This window comes from Neobacillus sp. K501 (genome assembly GCF_053749995.1).
Window position 1 is genome coordinate 132442 of record NZ_JBSLYA010000010.1, and the last position, 17709, is coordinate 150150.

21 protein-coding genes are annotated in these 17709 nt (G+C 42.9%); 16 read left to right on the forward strand and 5 right to left on the reverse strand.

Features of this window, described 5'->3' with window-relative positions; all coding sequences use genetic code 11:
* Positions 1 to 23 precede the first annotated feature (23 nt).
* From murA to ACWM35_RS20380, 3 genes are all read left to right on the forward strand, one after another.
* A complete protein-coding gene (gene murA / locus ACWM35_RS20370) occupies positions 24 to 1334 on the forward strand; it encodes a UDP-N-acetylglucosamine 1-carboxyvinyltransferase (RefSeq protein ID WP_454820712.1) in 1311 nt (436 codons plus the stop codon).
* Between the two features lie 308 nt (positions 1335 to 1642).
* Positions 1643 to 2671 carry a stage II sporulation protein D gene (spoIID, locus tag ACWM35_RS20375; RefSeq protein WP_454820713.1) on the forward strand — a complete coding sequence of 343 codons (1029 nt, stop codon included), beginning with the start codon at positions 1643 to 1645 and terminating at the stop codon, positions 2669 to 2671.
* Positions 2672 to 3375: 704 nt separating this feature from the next.
* Positions 3376 to 4329 (forward strand): nuclease-related domain-containing protein, encoded by a 954-nt coding sequence (locus ACWM35_RS20380; protein WP_454820714.1) that lies wholly within the window; start codon positions 3376 to 3378, stop codon positions 4327 to 4329.
* 32 nt (positions 4330 to 4361) lie between these two features.
* Here ACWM35_RS20380 and ACWM35_RS20385 read toward each other — a convergent pair whose 3' ends face one another.
* Positions 4362 to 4787 carry a VanZ family protein gene (locus ACWM35_RS20385; RefSeq protein ID WP_454820715.1) on the reverse strand — a complete coding sequence of 142 codons (426 nt, stop codon included), beginning with the start codon at positions 4785 to 4787 and terminating at the stop codon, positions 4362 to 4364.
* A 122-nt stretch (positions 4788 to 4909) separates the two neighbouring features.
* Here ACWM35_RS20385 and ACWM35_RS20390 point away from each other — a divergent pair, with 122 nt between their 5' ends.
* The 4 genes from ACWM35_RS20390 to ACWM35_RS20405 all read left to right on the forward strand — a co-directional run bounded on the left by ACWM35_RS20390 (position 4910) and on the right by ACWM35_RS20405 (position 9186).
* On the forward strand, positions 4910 to 5752 hold the full coding sequence (locus ACWM35_RS20390) for a peptidoglycan DD-metalloendopeptidase family protein (RefSeq protein WP_454820774.1): 843 nt from the start codon (positions 4910 to 4912) through the stop codon (positions 5750 to 5752).
* A gap of 123 nt (positions 5753 to 5875) precedes the next feature.
* A complete protein-coding gene (locus ACWM35_RS20395; protein ID WP_454820716.1) occupies positions 5876 to 7864 on the forward strand; it encodes a penicillin-binding transpeptidase domain-containing protein in 1989 nt (662 codons plus the stop codon).
* Positions 7865 to 7960: 96 nt separating this feature from the next.
* Positions 7961 to 8722 (forward strand): hypothetical protein, encoded by a 762-nt coding sequence (locus ACWM35_RS20400; protein WP_454820717.1) that lies wholly within the window; start codon positions 7961 to 7963, stop codon positions 8720 to 8722.
* 17 nt (positions 8723 to 8739) lie between these two features.
* The gene (locus tag ACWM35_RS20405; RefSeq protein WP_454820718.1) at positions 8740 to 9186 is read left to right on the forward strand and encodes a hypothetical protein; all 447 of its coding nucleotides are present in this window, start codon (positions 8740 to 8742) and stop codon (positions 9184 to 9186) included.
* A 10-nt stretch (positions 9187 to 9196) separates the two neighbouring features.
* Here ACWM35_RS20405 and ACWM35_RS20410 read toward each other — a convergent pair whose 3' ends face one another.
* The gene (locus tag ACWM35_RS20410) at positions 9197 to 9511 is read right to left on the reverse strand and encodes an MGMT family protein (RefSeq protein ID WP_454820719.1); all 315 of its coding nucleotides are present in this window, start codon (positions 9509 to 9511) and stop codon (positions 9197 to 9199) included.
* Positions 9512 to 10145: 634 nt separating this feature from the next.
* On the opposite strand from ACWM35_RS20410, the gene spoIIID reads away from it, so the two are divergent.
* The 5 genes from spoIIID (at position 10146) to ACWM35_RS20435 (ending at position 13084) form a co-directional block, all read left to right on the forward strand.
* Positions 10146 to 10418, forward strand: coding sequence for a sporulation transcriptional regulator SpoIIID (spoIIID, locus tag ACWM35_RS20415; protein ID WP_007086083.1), 273 nt, complete (start codon positions 10146 to 10148; stop codon positions 10416 to 10418).
* Between the two features lie 227 nt (positions 10419 to 10645).
* Positions 10646 to 11647, forward strand: coding sequence for a rod shape-determining protein MreB (gene mreB, locus ACWM35_RS20420; protein WP_454820720.1), 1002 nt, complete (start codon positions 10646 to 10648; stop codon positions 11645 to 11647).
* Positions 11648 to 11889: 242 nt separating this feature from the next.
* Positions 11890 to 12168, forward strand: coding sequence for a DNA-directed RNA polymerase subunit beta (locus ACWM35_RS20425; RefSeq protein WP_454820721.1), 279 nt, complete (start codon positions 11890 to 11892; stop codon positions 12166 to 12168).
* Positions 12169 to 12254: 86 nt separating this feature from the next.
* On the forward strand, positions 12255 to 12686 hold the full coding sequence (fabZ, locus tag ACWM35_RS20430) for a 3-hydroxyacyl-ACP dehydratase FabZ (RefSeq protein ID WP_454820722.1): 432 nt from the start codon (positions 12255 to 12257) through the stop codon (positions 12684 to 12686).
* Between the two features lie 98 nt (positions 12687 to 12784).
* Complete coding sequence (locus tag ACWM35_RS20435) at positions 12785 to 13084, forward strand: hypothetical protein (RefSeq protein ID WP_454820723.1); 300 nt, start codon at positions 12785 to 12787, stop codon at positions 13082 to 13084.
* Between the two features lie 32 nt (positions 13085 to 13116).
* On the opposite strand, the gene ACWM35_RS20440 is transcribed toward ACWM35_RS20435, so the two are convergent.
* Complete coding sequence (locus ACWM35_RS20440; protein WP_454820724.1) at positions 13117 to 13548, reverse strand: YwpF family protein; 432 nt, start codon at positions 13546 to 13548, stop codon at positions 13117 to 13119.
* Between the two features lie 274 nt (positions 13549 to 13822).
* Here ACWM35_RS20440 and ssb point away from each other — a divergent pair, with 274 nt between their 5' ends.
* Both ssb and ACWM35_RS20450 read left to right on the forward strand, forming a co-directional pair.
* Positions 13823 to 14203: a single-stranded DNA-binding protein gene (ssb, locus tag ACWM35_RS20445; protein WP_454820725.1), complete on the forward strand. Its 381-nt coding sequence runs from the start codon at positions 13823 to 13825 to the stop codon at positions 14201 to 14203.
* On the forward strand, positions 14196 to 14450 hold the full coding sequence (locus ACWM35_RS20450; RefSeq protein ID WP_454820726.1) for a hypothetical protein: 255 nt from the start codon (positions 14196 to 14198) through the stop codon (positions 14448 to 14450). Before ssb ends, ACWM35_RS20450 begins: the two co-directional genes overlap by 8 nt.
* Positions 14451 to 14716: 266 nt before the next feature.
* On the opposite strand, the gene ACWM35_RS20455 is transcribed toward ACWM35_RS20450, so the two are convergent.
* Entirely contained in the window at positions 14717 to 15121 is a 405-nt protein-coding gene (locus tag ACWM35_RS20455) for a helix-turn-helix domain-containing protein (protein WP_454820727.1), read from the reverse strand.
* Between the two features lie 212 nt (positions 15122 to 15333).
* On the opposite strand from ACWM35_RS20455, the gene ACWM35_RS20460 reads away from it, so the two are divergent.
* On the forward strand, positions 15334 to 15726 hold the full coding sequence (locus ACWM35_RS20460; protein ID WP_454820728.1) for a hypothetical protein: 393 nt from the start codon (positions 15334 to 15336) through the stop codon (positions 15724 to 15726).
* Between the two features lie 313 nt (positions 15727 to 16039).
* Complete coding sequence (locus tag ACWM35_RS20465) at positions 16040 to 17101, forward strand: 3D domain-containing protein (protein ID WP_454820729.1); 1062 nt, start codon at positions 16040 to 16042, stop codon at positions 17099 to 17101.
* A 23-nt stretch (positions 17102 to 17124) separates the two neighbouring features.
* Here ACWM35_RS20465 and ACWM35_RS20470 read toward each other — a convergent pair whose 3' ends face one another.
* The gene (locus tag ACWM35_RS20470) at positions 17125 to 17694 is read right to left on the reverse strand and encodes a CBO0543 family protein (RefSeq protein ID WP_454820730.1); all 570 of its coding nucleotides are present in this window, start codon (positions 17692 to 17694) and stop codon (positions 17125 to 17127) included.
* Between the last annotated feature and the right edge of the window lie 15 nt (positions 17695 to 17709).

The following is a 17709-nucleotide window of genomic DNA, read 5'->3' on the forward strand; positions in this document are numbered from 1 at the left end:
AATGGACGCGGAGGGGAATACTCTTGGAAAAGATCATCGTCCGCGGCGGAAATAGGTTATATGGAACGGTTAAAGTTGAAGGCGCAAAGAATGCCGTTCTGCCTGTACTCGCTGCCACATTATTAGCAAGTGACGGAAAAAGTGTAATTCGTGATGTACCTACACTCTCCGATGTATACACAATTAATGAAGTATTACGCAACTTGAATGCAGAGGTTGCTTTTAAAAATAATACAGTTGTCGTTGATGCATCTAGAGAGTTGAAAGAGGAAGCGCCGTTTGAATATGTTCGCAAAATGCGTGCGTCTGTCCTTGTCATGGGATCATTGTTAGCACGTAACGGTCGTGCTCGCGTTGCCTTACCAGGCGGCTGTGCGATTGGATCGCGCCCGATTGACCAGCATCTTAAAGGGTTTGAAGCGATGGGTGCGAAGGTAAAGGTAGGAAATGGCTTTATTGAGGCGGAGGTTGAAGGCCGCTTAAAGGGAGCAAAAATCTACTTGGATTTCCCAAGTGTTGGGGCAACGGAAAACATTATGATGGCGGCAACCTTAGCAAAAGGAACGACCATCATTGAAAACGTCGCAAAAGAACCAGAAATCGTGGATCTTGCCAACTTCTTGAATAAAATGGGCGCAAATGTCCGCGGCGCAGGTACGGGTACACTTCGTATTGAAGGTGTCGATGTATTGTTTGGTGCTGACCACAATATTATTCCTGACCGGATTGAAGCGGGAACTTTCATGGTTGCTGCAGCCATCACGGGTGGAAATGTATTGGTTCAAGGAGCGGTTCCAGAACACTTATCTTCCTTAATTGCAAAAATGGAAGAAATGGGTGTTACTTGTATTGAGGAAGCAGATGGCGTTCGTGTCATCGGTCCTGAAACATTGAAGGCTGTTGACATTAAAACAATGCCGCATCCTGGTTTCCCAACGGATATGCAATCACAAATGATGGCGTTGTTGCTTCGTGCACAAGGTACATCGATGATTACAGAAACGGTTTTCGAAAACCGCTTCATGCATGTTGAGGAATTCCGCCGGATGAATGCGGATATTAAAATTGAAGGACGTTCTGTGATTTTGAACGGTCCATCAAATCTTCAAGGAGCAGAAGTTTCTGCAACTGACCTTCGTGCAGCCGCAGCGCTGATTTTAACAGGATTGGTGTCTGAAGGAAATACGCGCGTAACGGAGTTAAAGCATTTAGACCGTGGTTATGTGAATTTCCATGGCAAATTAGCTGGACTAGGCGCGGATATTGAACGTGTGAAGGAAACGGAAGAAATCCTTACAGAAGTAGAGAGTTATGTTTCGGATATGAATGCGTAATTTTTTATAAAATATAAAGCGGACCGAAGAGTGCTGAGTGAGTGAAGCATTTTTCGGTTTTTTTTGTTGATGTTGGCGGGTTGGGTTTTGGGTTTGATTGTGGAATTGTATTGTGTGGTTTTGGTGTTGTTATGTGATTTTTATGTGTGGTGTTGGTTGTTGATATTGAAATTGTACGTGTTTTGTTTTCTGAATTTTCGGTTTTTAATTTCTGGTCATAAATGCTTGTCCGCCCCCATAAGATGGAATGAGACGTAACCCGGTTCGGTTCGAGTCGGATCGATCATTTCATAATTGGAGGCTTCGACATGAAAAAATTCAAACCACTCATCGTACTAGCATCATTCTTATTTGCCATCACCTTGATCATTCCCGCCTTGTTAGTATTGCCGTTTGGCGATGGAGAGGCGAGCGGCAAGTTAGGTGAAGACTTGGCCAAGGCCCCAAAAACAGAAGCTGGGGATTCCTCAGCCGATGCTGCTGTTGAAGTTGCCGTTTATCGGACTTCGGCAAAATCAATTGAAAACATTCCGCTGGATGAATACCTTGTCGGCGTTGTGGCCGCAGAAATGCCGGCCGAGTTTCATGAAGAGGCACTGAAAGCTCAGGCGTTAACGGCAAGGACTTATATCGTGAGAAAATTGATTAGCAAAGACAAGACTAGCGTTCCAGAGGGAGCGGAAGTCACGGACCTACCCATTCATCAAGCCTATATAGATGACGCGCAAATGCGGAAAAATTGGGGAATGGATTACGAAGCAAAACGGGCAAAAATTCTCGCCGCGGTCCAAGAGACCAGTGGTCAGATACTAACTTATAACGGTGAAGCGATCGATGCTTCCTTCTTCTCCACCAGTAACGGTTACACGGAAAATTCCGAGGACTACTGGTCCAACGAGCTCCCGTACCTCCGCAGCGTGTCAAGCCCATGGGATAAAGCCTCCCCGAAATTTAATGACCAAAAAGTGGTGTCGGTCGGACAATTTGAATCAGCGCTTGGTGTGAAGCTTGGCTCGGGCGGGGAGATTGGCAAAATTGTCGAACGGACTGCGGGCAAGCGAGTGGCGAAGGTGGATTTTAACGGAAAAGTATTGAGCGGTAAGGAAATCCGTGAAAAGTTGGATTTGAAGTCCTCGGATTTCGTATGGGAGCGGAAAGGTTCGAATATTGTGATCAGCACGGAAGGCTCCGGGCACGGCGTTGGGATGAGCCAATACGGTGCTAACGGCATGGCCGCTGAGGGCAAGAACTATAAGGACATCGTGCAGCACTATTATCAGGGTGTAGAAATTTCGTCTGCGGAGAGCATGTTTGCGACGATTACGGCGCAGAAATAAGGATAGGTTGGAGCCAAGCATTGGGGGTGCTTGGTTTTTTTTTATGTGTGGCAACTCGAAATCCGCAGGTAATGTGGAGAAAAGGGCAGGTAAGCGTAGGAAAAAGGCAGGTAACGATACCAAAACTGCAGGTAGGGAGGATCTCCCCCAAAAAGGTAATTAAAAAAGGAGCCAAATTAGAAGAGGTAATGCTAAATATCAGCGGTGGACCCGATAAAATTACCTAAGCCGGGCTCAGGCCCGGCTATTTGGGAGGTGGGTAGGCAAATCCGCAGGTAAAGTGGGGAAAAGGGCAGGTAAGGGTAGTAAAAAGGCAGGTAACGATACCAAAACTGCAGGTAGGGAGGATCTCCCCCAAAAAGGTAATTAAAAAAGGAGCCAAATTAGAAGAGGTAATTCTAAATATCAGCGGTGGACCCGATAAAATTACCTAAGCTGTGCTCTGGCCCGGCTATCTCGATGGGTGGGAACTCAAATCCGCAGGTAAAGTGGGGAAAAGGGCAGGTAAGCGTAGGAAAAAGGCAGGTAACGATACCAAAACTGCAGGTAGGAGAAAAACATAGGTAAGCGACCGCAAAATGCAGGTAAGGCAAGCAAATCAGCAGGTACACGAAAATAACACAATTCTGTCACAGCATTTTTGCAGGAGTCTTTCAAAAAGAAAAGAAGAAATAAAGAAAAAAGGATAGGAGTGTTGCTAATTGGTGCCTAAGCCATGCGAAATCCCAACAAGTATTTTAAAGTATCAAGCATTAATCAGGAGGTTAGTCGATAATCATTTAGTCAAATACGATGTAGTGACTGACTTTAACTATCGGATGACCGGCTTTCTTGGAGAGCAATCAGTTATGAATTTCCACTTAGACCCCATCTTAAATTCAAACCTCCGCATTTATCATGACCTCCGTCTCCATCACGGAAAATATTACTTCCAAATAGATATCCTAATTCTTTGTGCGTACTATGCGCTAATACTTGAAGTGAAAAACGGCTCCAAAGACTGGCACTTCGATAAAGTTCTCAATCAGACAACCTACGCTCAAAATGGGAAAGCAGGGAGGATGAAAAATCCTATTCTTCAAGCTCAGTTACAGGCATTTAAGCTTAAGGAATGGTTAAAAGGGCATAATATTACTGGTTTACCAATCCAGTATCTATTTGTAAATGCAAATGAAAAAACAAATATTTTTATATCAGAGGACAATAAATACAAGTGGAATGCTTGCAATAGTGAATATTTATTAGAGAAAATTGATCAAACCAATAACTTTTTTAAAATCGAAATGTTTGATGAGAAGGTTTTGCGAAAAATAGACAAACTTCTTTTAACAAACCACACTCCAGAAAATATAGATATACTTCAAAAATACAGTCTATCTCGAAAAGAAATCCTCACAGGTGTTCATTGTCCGAAATGCAACTTTCTACCGATGACTTATCATGCTGGCACATGGAGATGTCCAAAGTGTCGAACTGAATCAAAAACAGCCTTCATCGAAACGATTAAAGACTATGTCCTTCTCATTCAGCCCTCGATTACAAACGCGGAGGCGCGCAGATTTCTACAAATTGACTCTCCGAAAATGGTCCACCAATTTTTAAATACCATGGATCTACATCATAATGGGAAATTCAAAGATCGAATCTATCACCTATGATAAAAAAACCACCGCAAATTCCTTCGCAGTGGCTACAATCTCCTCACCCATCCAAACACCTTCCCAAGCCCCAAAAACTTCTTTTTAAAAAGCGCCCCTCTTACAAAGTAGAAGCACACTGCAATCCCAGTAAAGTCTTTGACGAGGTCAAACCACGACGCGGAGCGGTAGGCGTAGAAGGATTGGTGGATTTCGTCAGTGACCCCGTAGAGTCCCGCAATGACGGTACAGGCAATATTCAGCGCAGGAGTAAACTCCCGGCGGAAGGTTAACAAGGCCAATACTAGTAAAACGTACAAAATCGCGAACTCTATTAAATGTAAGGATTCCTTAATGGTTCGATCAAGCTGCGAGTCGGGGAGCTCGACGAAGTGGTTCGAGGGCAGGCTCGACATAATCCAAATTGCCGCCATATAGGCGATGGGCAAGAGGCGCAGCAGCCATTTTAAGATTTTCATAAAAATTTTCCTCCTTCATGCATAAAAACGGAAGCAGTGTCGAAAAATAAGTAGAAAAAAATTTTTTTACTAGTGTATATAATTCTACTTATCTGTTCAGAATGATTGCTGAGGTGATGAAAATGAGAGAGGAAGAAAACAAACGATCTTCTCAAGGTTCCAGCTTTAAACGCTTTTTCAAGAAGCGTTGGGTATTTCCAGCCATCTATATTGCAAGTGCAGCAATCATTCTGAGCGCCGTTCTTTGGTATCAATCGAGCAACAATGCTACCGACAAATACGATTATGAATCAAGCGATATTGCCGGTAAAAATGATACACCAGCTCTTGAAGTCAACAAACCATTAGAAAACTTCAAGATGCCAGTGGAAAAAGCAACGGATGCTGTCGTCAAAATGGAATTCTATGATTTCAAAGCGAGTGATAAAGATCAGGAAGCGGCATTAGTATTTTACAACAATACTTATGTTCCGAATACTGGAATTGACATCGCGATGAAAGACGGCGAAAGCTTTGATGTTACAGCAGCTCTTAGCGGTAAAGTTACTAGAGTCGAAGAAGATGCCACTCTTGGGAATGTCATCGTAATCGAACACGATAAGGGTATTGTAACACAATATCAATCCGTAAAAGATGTGCAGGTCGAGGTTGGCGATCAAGTGAAACAAGGACAAGTTCTTGCCAAGGCTGGACAAAGCTTGTTTAATGAAGAAGCTGGAGTACATGTGCATTTTGAAATTCGCAAAGATGGCGTAGCGGTGAATCCGTCTGACTACTTTAACAAGTCATTAAGCGATTTACAGGAAGCGAAGCTTGTGGACGAATCCGCGGAAGAAAAGAAACCAGCGGTAGAAGATGAAACTCAAACAGAAGAGGAAGCTCCTGCGGATGATGAAACACCATCTGACGAGCAAACTCCTGATCAAGATGAGTCATCAGAACCAACAAAAAACACAAACTCATAATCGCGTACAAAGGGGAAAGGGGAATTTACCTTCCTCTTTTTTTTTGTCTTTTTGACGGACAAAGCTCATCAGCGAGTTTTCTTTTCCTATATGGTAAACTATAGAAAAAAAGGGGGGAGTTTTTTGAAAAAAATCATAGGATTGCTGCTGTTGGTTGTTCTTTTTGCCGTCGGCTGCAGCAAGGAACCGACACCTGAGGACCGATTCGAAGCATACATAAAGCTCTGGAATCAGCAAAAGTTTGATCAAATGTATGATTACCTTACTGAAGGAAGTAAAGAGGTAATCAGCAAAGAAGACTTTACAAATCGCTATCAAAAAATCTACGACGACCTGCAAATTTCCGACCTCAAGATTACTTTCAAAAAGCCAAAAGAAGATGAACGAGACAAGGAAGAAACGGCAAAAAGTTATACTTTTTCGGCAAAAATGAACAGCGTAGGTGGGGAAATCGAGTTTACCCACAAAGCAAAGTTGAAAAAGGAAGAACGTGACAAAGAGAATAACTGGTATGTCGACTGGAATACGACCTATATTTTTCCAGAGCTAAAGGATGGCGATAAGATTAGCCTGAGCTATGAGGCGCCAAAACGTGGGGAAATTGTCGACCGAAACGATAATGGCCTGGCTGTGAACGGACAGGTGTATGAAGTCGGTGTGGTTCCTGGAAAGATGGAAGGGCAAGAGGAGCTAGTAATCGAACAGCTCTCGAGCCTGTTGCAAATGACACCAGAATCGATTGAAAAAGCGCTTGGTGCGAGCTGGGTGAAGCCTGAATTGTTTGTGCCGCTGAAGAAGGTGGCGATCGACGATACGGAGCGGGTCGCTCAGTTAGTCGCCTTAGAACCGGTGCAAACGAAAAAAGTCGGGGCACGGATTTATCCGTACAAGGAATCGGCGGCACACCTAATCGGCTATGTCGGCTCGATCACCGCCGAGGAATTAGAGAAATTGAAGGATAAAGGCTATGCGAGCACGGATGTGATTGGCAAACGCGGGCTCGAGGAAGTTTATGACGAGCAGCTGAAAGGCAAGAGTGGAACGAAAATCACGATCAAAAAACCGGATGGGAATGCTGTCGTGCTGGCGGAACGACCGGTAGAGGATGGCCAAAATGTCAAATTAACGATCGACGCTAATTTACAGGAGCGGATTTTCACTGAGATGAATGGCGAGGCCGGTGCTTCGGCGGCGATCAACCCGACCACCGGAGAAACGCTGGCCCTGGTCAGCAGCCCTTCGTTTAACCCGAACCAGGCCACTTTAGGCTTCTCAGGCGACGAATGGAAGGCGCTTGAGGAAAACCCGCTGAAGCCGTTAACGACGCGCTTTAACAAGTCCTATGCACCAGGATCGGTGCTAAAACCGATTACCGCGGCGATTGGCTTGGAAAACGGAGCGATCACAACGGATAAAACAATGGAAATCAGCGGACTGAAATGGCAAAAAAGTGCTTCTTGGGGTAACTACTTTGTGACAAGAGTGCACGAGGGAAGCCCCATCAACCTAGAAAAGGCACTGGTTTTCTCCGATAATATTTATTTCGCCCAAGCAGCATTGGCTATCGGAAAAGATGGCTTTTCGGCTGGGTTGAAAAAGTTCGGCTTCGATGCTGAGCTTGAATACCCATTCCCATTGGAAAAATCAACGATTGGGGATTTAGGAAAAGAAATCGGACTGGCTGACTCCGGCTATGGTCAGGGACAAATTCAGATGACCATCGTTCATTTATTGGAGACGTATACGCCGTTTGTCAATGGCGGAAACATGGTCAAGCCAACACTTGTCGAGGGTGCTGAAAAAAGTCAGGAGCAGGTCGTAACCTCGGATATCGCTGGAACCATTTCACCGATTCTGCGGAAGGTCGTCGGTGATGCCAACGGAACCGCGCATGCTGCTGAGATGGGAGATTACCCGCTTTCTGGTAAAACCGGTACAGCGGAAATCAAGCAGAAGCAGGGTGAAAAGGGTATCGAAAATGGCTGGTTTATTGCCTACAATTCGAACCAGCCGGATTTGATGGTCGCGATGATGGTCGAAAACGTCCTCGGCCGCGGCGGCTCATCTGTTCCCGTTAATAAGGTGAAAAACGTCATTAACCAGATTAAATAATACCGAAAGCAGAAACCACGTAAACAGGGTTTCTGCTTTTTTGGTTAAAATGGTAACTTCTTTGGAAAAATAAGAGTAAAAAGGAGTAACATATTGATGCAAAATCCTCCTTCTCGAAGACAAAGAGCCCATTTATCGCAATTTTCAACGACTATTCTCCAAAGTAAAAATCCGTGGGTGGTCGCGTTTTTTTCGTTTTCTTATCCAGGCTTTGGCCATCTCATCCTCCATCGCTATGTGGCCGGCTTCATCTTAATCCTTTGGGAAACCTTTATTAATGGGATGGCAAAGGTGAATTTAGGGATTTTGTACAGCTTAATCGGGGACTTTGATAAGGCCATGGAAGTGATAGACGAGCGCTGGTTGATTCTCTATGTCGGAATCTATATGTTTGGGATTTGGGACGGCTATCGCTCAACAGTCGACTTGAACAAGCAATATTTATTAGCGGATCGGGAGGATGCGGTCATTCCAGCTAATAAGATAGGACCCTTTGATATGAACTTCCTGGACAAACGGAAACCGTGGGTCGCCGTCGCTTGGTCCGCATTATTTCCTGGTCTCGGTCATTTGTATATCCATAAAGTGATCGTCGGATTCTTTATTTTTGGCTATACCGTTGCCATCATGTATTTTGGCAAGATACCTCAGGGGATTCACTTAACGATGATCGGGGAGTTTGCCCTAGCAAAGCAGGTTTTACAAATGCAATGGGTGCTCTACATCCCATCGATTTTCTTTTTTATCCTATACGATGCCTATGCGTCCACGGTTGATTACAATATTTTATTTGAAAAAGAAATGGCGAAGTACTTACGTGATCATTATCAAAACAAAGAGTTTGAATTCCCAATCTAAAGAAGTGAGTGAACAGAATGCTTGTCATTGCCACATTTGAGAATTCGATTTATATCGAGTTAGCGATATCCGAGCTCGAACAACAAGGGATAGCGAAGGAAATGATTTTGGCCGCGCCGTTGGATAAACGAAGGGAACCAAGGAAGCTTTTTGATACGATTCATAAATCAGATGGGTTTAGTCTGTTTGACGGTGCCGCGATTTTGGGGACATGTTTTATGCTTTTAGGGGCGATTTATGGATATGTACTCAAATGGGGGCCGATTATATGGGGAATCATTGGCGCAGTGTCTGGGTTGCTATTGGGGTTTTTCCTCAAAATGGTTTTTATGAAAAAAACTCGCAGAGGATCAAAAAACATCAGCTCCGAAATTGTTCTGATGGTTCGCTGTGAAGAGTCCAAAGGGGAGATGATTGAAAAAATTCTCTGGAATCATCTCGCACTAGGCTTAACGAAAATATAATACCACCCAGCTATTCCACGGCTGGGTGGTATTGATATTTTTCAAGGTCGATCGTTCCCTGTAAGCCGATTTCAATGCCTTCGGCTTCGAGTGAAAAACGCTGTTCTTGATAAGATTCATCATCCTGGAGGGCAATTTGTCCTTTAGAATTGACGACGCGGTGCCAGGGAAGTCGATGTTTGCGGCTCATCGAATGAAGGACGCGGACCACTTGTCTCGCTGCTCGCGGGCTGCCAGCAGCCTTGGCGATCTGGCCATATGTCATCACATTCCCCTCGGGAATATTTTGGATAATCTCCACAACTCTTGCGGTAAACGGCTGCATCAATCAGCGTTCCTTTCCATACAATCTTTCTTAAGTATATAATTTTTCGGGTCAACTCGAAACCAAAATGGAAATATTGGTCGTAGTTTGAGAGGCAATATTATTGTTCAAACGTAGATTTTCTAACAGAATCCACACAAATGACGAAAAAAAACTATTTTCACGAAAATTTTCTTTCGACACTTCCGCTGACAAATTTCTCAGGAAATATTTTAAGTGGGCCGATTATTTCCATTTGGACAATAGATATACCAACGATCACAGCCCTTTCATCAACCTGTCGAAAAAAGTAAGCACTCGCCTTGCGATGTCCGATTTTTCAAAAAATTAACCACACCCCTTGTCCCGATTCCCTAATTCGTGCATAATCCCCTATCCAAGCTAATAAAATGATTACAAACCTTTACAAAGAGAGTGTTTGAGGTGAAGAGTCGTTTGAAGATAATGGGCATTCAGTCGGGGACATGATTAGTCATTGTATAACTGCATAAACGGTGACAGGCACCACAAAAAGACATTTGTCTTTCTGAGGTGGACACCTGTGGATACCGCTGTGCAGAAGCAGTATTTCGTCGAAGTGATAAGCGGGTCTCATTTCACACTTCTCACATCCAATTTAGGGAGGGCGAGTGGTGTGCACGATTACATCAAAGAGAGAACTATCAAGATTGGAAAGTATATCGTGGAGACGAGGAAAACGGTTCGCGTGATTGCGAAGGAGTTTGGCGTATCCAAAAGTACGGTCCATAAAGATTTGACGGAGAGGCTTCCTGAAATTAATCCTGAGCTAGCAAATGAGGTTAAAGAAATTTTAGATTATCATAAATCCATACGGCATCTCCGGGGCGGAGAGGCGACAAAAATGAAGTACCAGAAGGAAGAAAAAGAGGGTGAGGCCGTTAAGTAGGCCGAATTTCTGTGGAACTGTCTCAAATGAAAAGGAACGATGTTTAAAATGGCCATTTTCCATGACTTTTAACTTAAAAGTCGCAGAAAGGGGCCATTTTTAATTTTGTAGAAAAATTTTCCGACAGTCTTCAACAAATTTTTTTATAAAAGATTGGAAATTTTATTGAATATGGTACAATATACAATTAGGAAAGTATGAGCGTTTCAAGGAGGAAAGAAGAGAGAATGTTTGCTAGGGATATTGGGATTGACTTGGGAACGGCTAACGTGTTAATTCACGTAAAAGGCCGTGGAATTGTATTGAATGAGCCGTCTGTGGTTGCGATTGATAAAAATACGAACCGTGTGCTGGCCGTTGGCGAAGAAGCCCGCCGTATGGTCGGACGTACACCTGGAAACATTGTCGCGATTCGCCCGCTGAAGGATGGCGTAATTGCTGACTTTGATGTAACAGAAGCGATGTTAAAACACTTTATTAATAAGCTGAACGTGAAGGGCTTTTTATCGAAGCCGCGGATTTTGATCTGCTGCCCGACGAATATTACCAGCGTTGAGCAAAAAGCGATCAGAGAAGCTGCGGAAAAGAGCGGCGGTAAAAAGGTTTACTTAGAAGAAGAGCCAAAGGTGGCAGCGATCGGAGCAGGGATGGAAATTTTCCAGCCAAGCGGTAATATGGTTGTGGATATCGGTGGCGGAACAACGGATGTTGCCGTGCTTTCAATGGGTGATATCGTTACTTCTTCATCCATTAAAATGGCTGGCGACAAGTTCGACATGGAAATCTTAAGCTACATCAAGCGCGAGTACAAGCTATTGATCGGTGAGCGCACAGCAGAGAATATTAAAATCAACATTGGTACCGTTTTTCCAGGATCACGTTCGGAGGAAATGGAAATTCGCGGCCGTGATATGGTTAGCGGTTTACCACGCACGATCACCGTTCGTTCTGAAGAGATTGAGGGTGCTTTGAGAGAATCAGTCGCTGTCATTGTTCAAGCAGCGAAAAGCGTTCTTGAGCGTACACCACCTGAGCTTTCAGCGGACATCATTGACCGCGGCGTTATTTTAACCGGCGGCGGCGCCTTGCTTCACGGCATCGACATGCTGCTAGCGGACGAGCTAAAGGTTCCTGTATTAGTCGCTGAGAATCCAATGGACTGCGTCGCGATTGGAACAGGCATCATGCTTGATAACATCGACCGCCTTCCAAAAAGAAAACTTAGCTAAAAGAGAGAGAAATCTCATGAATAGACTAGAAAGAGGTAGGACATCATACTCCTACTTCTTTTTTTGGAAGAACCAGCGGAAAGCAAAGCGTCTCGCGGAATTCAGCATTGCGAAAAAAGAAAAACCGCAATATTTGCGTAATTTTTCCATGGAAATACTTTTTCTGCAAAAAATACTCTAATAATTTTTCAAAATAGAGTATAATATTAGGTAAAATGTATTACCTAAGAGGGGAATAAAAGATGTCAGTTAACCATCAACACGTGAGTTCGAGGGAAGACTTTAAAAAAAGTAAAGAAGCCGAGAAGAAAAACGAGGTAGAACATCAGGCGAGCCAGAAGCGTGTTCGAATCCGTCTTATTCCGATTTGGTTACGAATCGTGCTCTTAGCCGTCATGATTGTTGTTTCACTTATTGGGGGAGCAATGGTAGGCTATGGTGTGCTTGGAGATGGAAAGGCATCTGATGTTTTCAAAGAGTCAACGTGGACACATATAATTGATCTTGTTGAAAAAAAATAACCGAGGAAGGCGCCCGTGGCCCTTCCTTTTTGTATACTCTTAATAGTACAATATAATTATCTGTTCTTATGAGGAGGTACTAATTTATGCTAGATGTGACACAAATTAAAGAAATCATTCCCCATCGCTATCCATTTTTACTGGTCGATAGAATTTTAGAGGTAGAAGAAGGAGTTAAAGCGGTCGGAATTAAGAATGTGACAGCCAACGAGGAGTTTTTCAACGGTCATTTCCCGGATTACCCGGTGATGCCTGGAGTATTAATCGTGGAAGCATTGGCCCAGGTAGGGGCTGTAGCCGTTTTGAAAAAAGAAGAAAATCGCGGCCGATTAGCTTTTTTTGCCGGAATTGATGGCTGCCGCTTTAAAAGACAAGTAAAGCCCGGTGATCAATTGCGTTTAGAGGTAGAAATTATCCGCCTCCGCGGCCCAATTGGAAAAGGAAAAGCAGTGGCTACCGTTGACGGTGAAGTGGCTTGTGAAGCTGAAATTACATTTGCATTAGGTGACAAAAAATAATCGGAAGAAATTCCGGTTATTTTTTTTATGGTTTTGGGGAAAATAACTTCAGACCAATGGACTGGTCAATAATTTTAAGTTGAAAGGGGCTTTTTATCTTGAAGAAAAAGCTGTATATGCTGCTAATGGGGGCAGCGCTGTCCGCGGTAATGTTAACGGGTTGTAACAATGATGATGATCAAAATCCACCTCCACCAGTGAACGATGAAGTGGATCTTGATGATGACAATAATTTAGATGGTAATGATGCAAATGATGTAAATGATTTAAAAAATAACAATAATAACGATATCAACACAGATACCGACAAAGATCCAACTACGGATAATAATACGGAAAACGAAGAAATCATCGAAGACGATAGAGATGCCAACGACGCCAACAACAAAGATGAATAAACGAAAAAGCCAGGCCGCCCAAGCCTGGCTTTTTACTTTTCTTTAATTTTCAACTTTGGTTTCCGCTTCATTTTGTCCTTGAATTCAGCGAGGAGTGCCGGACCACTCAACCCCTTTTCGATTAAGCTATCAAGCAGAAGCTCAGAATAATCGCTTTTTTTGCGGCGAAGATAGCCTTCGAACAAAACGCTGATATGCTGCTCAAATTTATTTAGGGAGACAATTTTTGTCTGGAAAAACGCAGGTTCATTTCCATGCTTTGTGATCACGGCTTGCACAATGATCTCGCGCTTTTCATCATGAATTTTTTTGAAGTAGTCGAAGAGAGTTAGGTTGGAATAAGCTTCAAGCAGCCAGGATGAACGTTCATTCTCTTTGTTGATAATCAGGCCATCTTCTAATGGAACCTCAACCGAATTTCCATCCTCCACGACTTCCAACGCCACTAACTTAAAGGTTTTCATTCTCTTACCTCCCTGTTTCGTTCATTTTTTTTCATTATATCATAAGCTTCCCAGATACCAATGTTGAAACCCATTTTGAAAAAAATGTCGAAAACTAATCGCTTGTTTGTGGGTTTTTGTCATTTTAAGCAAAATTGGATTCAATTTTTGATTTTTCGTGGGGGAGAAAAGAAAGTTTTCGAGAGGATTTTTGCATAAAAATCTGTTTTTCGCGGTTTTACAACAAAATTTGGAAGCGCTATGATTAAGCCATCAAAAGGAGAGGAGCATAGATATGATCAATCAAGTTACGCTAGTGGGCAGACTGACGAAAGACCCGGAATTGCGGGTAACCCAAGAGGGGGCGCACGTAGCGCATGTCATTCTTGCGGTGAGCCGGCACTTCCGAAATCATAATGGCGAAATCGATACGGATTTCGTCCAGTGTGCACTTTGGCATAAATCCGCCGATAACACCGTGCAATATTGTCGAAGGGGCTCTGTGGTGGGAATAACCGGCCGGCTGCAAACCCGGAATTATGAAAACAAGGAGGGGAAGCGGGTCTATGTAACCGAGGTCGTGGCAGAATCGATACGATTCCTTAGTCCAAAGCCTGCCGAAACGTCATCAGCGCCGCCGCCAACGGTCAAGAAGGAGGAAGTTCCATTTGCCTAATCACGATGAAGCGTCGAGCCTAGAGCAGCTGCTAGAAAGCCTAATAAAAATGGTGGGCCGTGCCAACCAAAATGACGATAGCTTGCAAACAAGTATTGTTCAAGTGAAGGAAGAACTCGAAAGCCTGCAACTGCGAATCAGCCAACTGGAATGGGTGATGAAAGCACAGCTAGATGCTCAGCCTCAGATGATATTCTCCATGCCCCCTCCAACGAATACCAATTCCAAGATTCCCTTTCATTTGTGAAAAATTTTCCTCGCAGCTATAGAAAATGAAATTCCCCAAATATCCCCTCATTTCCGGCCAATCCGCGCCGGAATTTTTATTTTTCAGAAGAAATCGGAAACTTTGACAAGAATGTTTAGATTTTTCCTGGATGGGTAAACTTATAGCAAAACCCCCCCTGTTTTTATCGTTTGAGGCCGCTGATCAATGAATCAGCGGCCTCTCTTTTTGTCCAGCAACTTCGAAAGTGGTACCTCGCATGTCCATAATCGGGCGCCTGCGCTTTTCTATCTATTCTTTTTATGGGCTTTCAGCTGATAAGTGATTAAATCGATATAAAAGGCCCGACGTTTTGGCGGGAGTAACTGGAGCTCTAAGAGCGCTTTTTTCAGGGCAGGCTCTTGCTTGAACAACTGCAAAATCAGGGTTATATCGTGATCCTCGAGGTTCTCCTTTAGGATGAATCCGGGTACATCGTTTTTCGGCTGCTGTTCGGTTAATTCCCCTACTAAAATTTCCTTATCAACTTGATAGATTTCTGCAAACCGTACCAAGGTTTGATATCTGGGAAGGCTTTTCCCGGTTTCGTATCGACTGACCGTCGAACGGTCCATAATCATCATGTCGGCCAATGTCTGCTGGGACCAGTTTCGGCTGTCGCGCAGCTTCCGCAATTTTTCTGATAAGGACATCCATTTTCACCGCCATAATACAATTGATGTTTTTAACTTAACGGCAAAAGAAAGCGGATTGTTCAAATGTGAGATATATGCACGTTTGATTGTGTGAAAAAATCGCACAAAAAACTACGCTGGAACAAAATGTTAGTAGAAGGAAAAATAAAATTATAGTCGAATAATAAATGTTGGTGTAAATATTTGCTACTTTTGGAGGAATTTTGCGGATGAATATATCATTTATTTTATGTGGACAACGCTCAACAAATAATGAAAAGCTGTGCAATCCTAAGCCTAGTTTTTTTGAAGCTATCCTACTATCAAAAAATTATTCATGTTCTCCAGCTATGAAAGGACATTCGCAACCAATCCGCATTGAACAACCGATTTATTTCATAAAAATGAAAGAAAATATATCGAATTTTAAGAGTGACGAAAGGAAGCTTGAATTATTAGACCAAGGCCGAAACCTTACGGAGGAAGAGGCATATGAAATATTTAGTAAATATGTCTACGTAGAAGACCGCAAAGTATCGTACCTCCTCTTAAACGACAAAAAGAAAATCAGACAAAGAAAAAAGAAAGAGCTTCATCATTTGAAAGAAGAGGTAAAGATATAAAAGAAATGGTCTGTAGGACGTTTTTTAAAACAACAAAATAAGCAAGTTGAAAGATTTCATTGGATAAAAAGAGTTCGATGTAACAATCAGAACTCTATTTTTTGCCATACCTTGCCAAATACTACTCAAATTTTCCAACTGTCCACCCCACGTGTACAAAAACGGCAAAATGTCCACGAATGGTGACAGGCACCGCTCATTCCCAACACTTACCACCCAATTATGACAAAATGTGAAGCCTTTTTAATATGTTTGTAACATAACTGGTACATTTGTCTGTTATAAATAGATTAATAGAAAAGGAGGCTGACCTATGCATAATTTAAGGCGTATGGTTCTCGTGGTTCTAACTTGTGTGCTGGCAGGGACTGGTACGGTGGCCGCACATGCACAATCTAGTGCAGAAATGTTACAAGATGCTCAGCAAGATCTTCAACAGAAGGCATCTGAACAGAAAGCTATTAATGATGAGATGAAACAAATAGAGCAAGAAATGGAAGAATTAAATACTTATATTACAAAAAATCAAGCGGCTATGGCTGTAACACAGCAGAAAATTGCTGAAATGCAGGCGCTGATTGAGCAGAAAAAAGAAGAAATTGTTATATTACAGGATAAAATCCTTGCGCGTAAAAATTTGATGAAAGACCGTCTAGTAGCATTGCAAAAAGATAGTAGTGTGAATGTCGTTATTAGTGTCATCTTAGATTCGAAGGATTTTGCTGACTTTATTCAGCGTGCAAGCGCGGTAACGACGCTGTTCAATGCTGATAAAAATATTATCGATGACCAGGAAAATGATCTTCTCCAAATTGAAGAAGATAAGAAAGAAATCGACCGTCAGGAAAAGCTTTTAGCTGACGAACAAGCAGTGTTAGCCCAGCAACAAGCAGAGCTTGATCAAAATTTACAAAAGCATCAAGAGGCGTTAACATTGGCGCAACAAAAATATAACCAAGTGAATGCAGAAATGGCTGGATTTCAAGCGAAGCTAAATGAAGCTCAAGCGAGAATCCAACAAGAACAAGCATCAGCTCGTGCGGTAGTAGCAGCGAATCAACCAACACAAGCGGCACCAGCACCAGCAGGCGTTGAAATGTATGTGTCTGCAACCGCTTACAGTCCTGAGTCGTCTCCTAATGCTACGACGAAATTGGGCTACAACATTAGACAAAATCCGAACATGAAATTAATTGCCGTTGACCCATCTGTTATCCCATTAGGAAGCAAAGTATGGGTAGAAGGCTACGGCGTGGCCATCGCCGGCGACACAGGTGGCGCAATCAAAGGTCATAAAATCGACGTGTTAATGCCAAACAACGCAGCCGCCATACAATGGGGTAGAAAAACAGTAAAAGTTGTTATATTAAATTAATAGATGAAATGAAGAGAGCTGAGCTAGCTCTCTTTTATTTTTGCAAAACGATTCCGTTGGCAGAGATAATGAGCGCTCATATAGATCGCAATTTGGATCGGGACAGAGTAACTATAGCGCCAGTGAATCGGTTGATAAACCGTCAACCATTCAAAAAAAGGTTCTGCCACATAAGAAGTGATAAGGGCAAAGAAAATCGCCTTATACCAAGGATTAAGTTTAGGTTTAATTTGGATTAAGGTGATAACGCAGACTGGCATTAACGTAGTATCCCATGGAAAATAAGTTGGCAAGGTAGGGATAACATTAAAGCGATAATGCCATAAACCAATTTGGTCACCCATGATGTCCGCTACCACCGAAACAGTCATGACATAAAAAGCTAAATAAAGTAAGCGGTCGGTACTATCCCTTTTCCGAATTAGAAACCAAATAATCCAGGGAACCACCGAAAAGACTACACCTATCCACCATAAATCAGAAAACAAAACATGCTCAAACCAAATGTCTATCTTCCGGTCCACAAGCCCCTCAATCATATCCACATTGCCATCAATCAACTCAATCGTCTTCGCTCTTTCAGCACTGTCCATAGTAAAACCTCAATT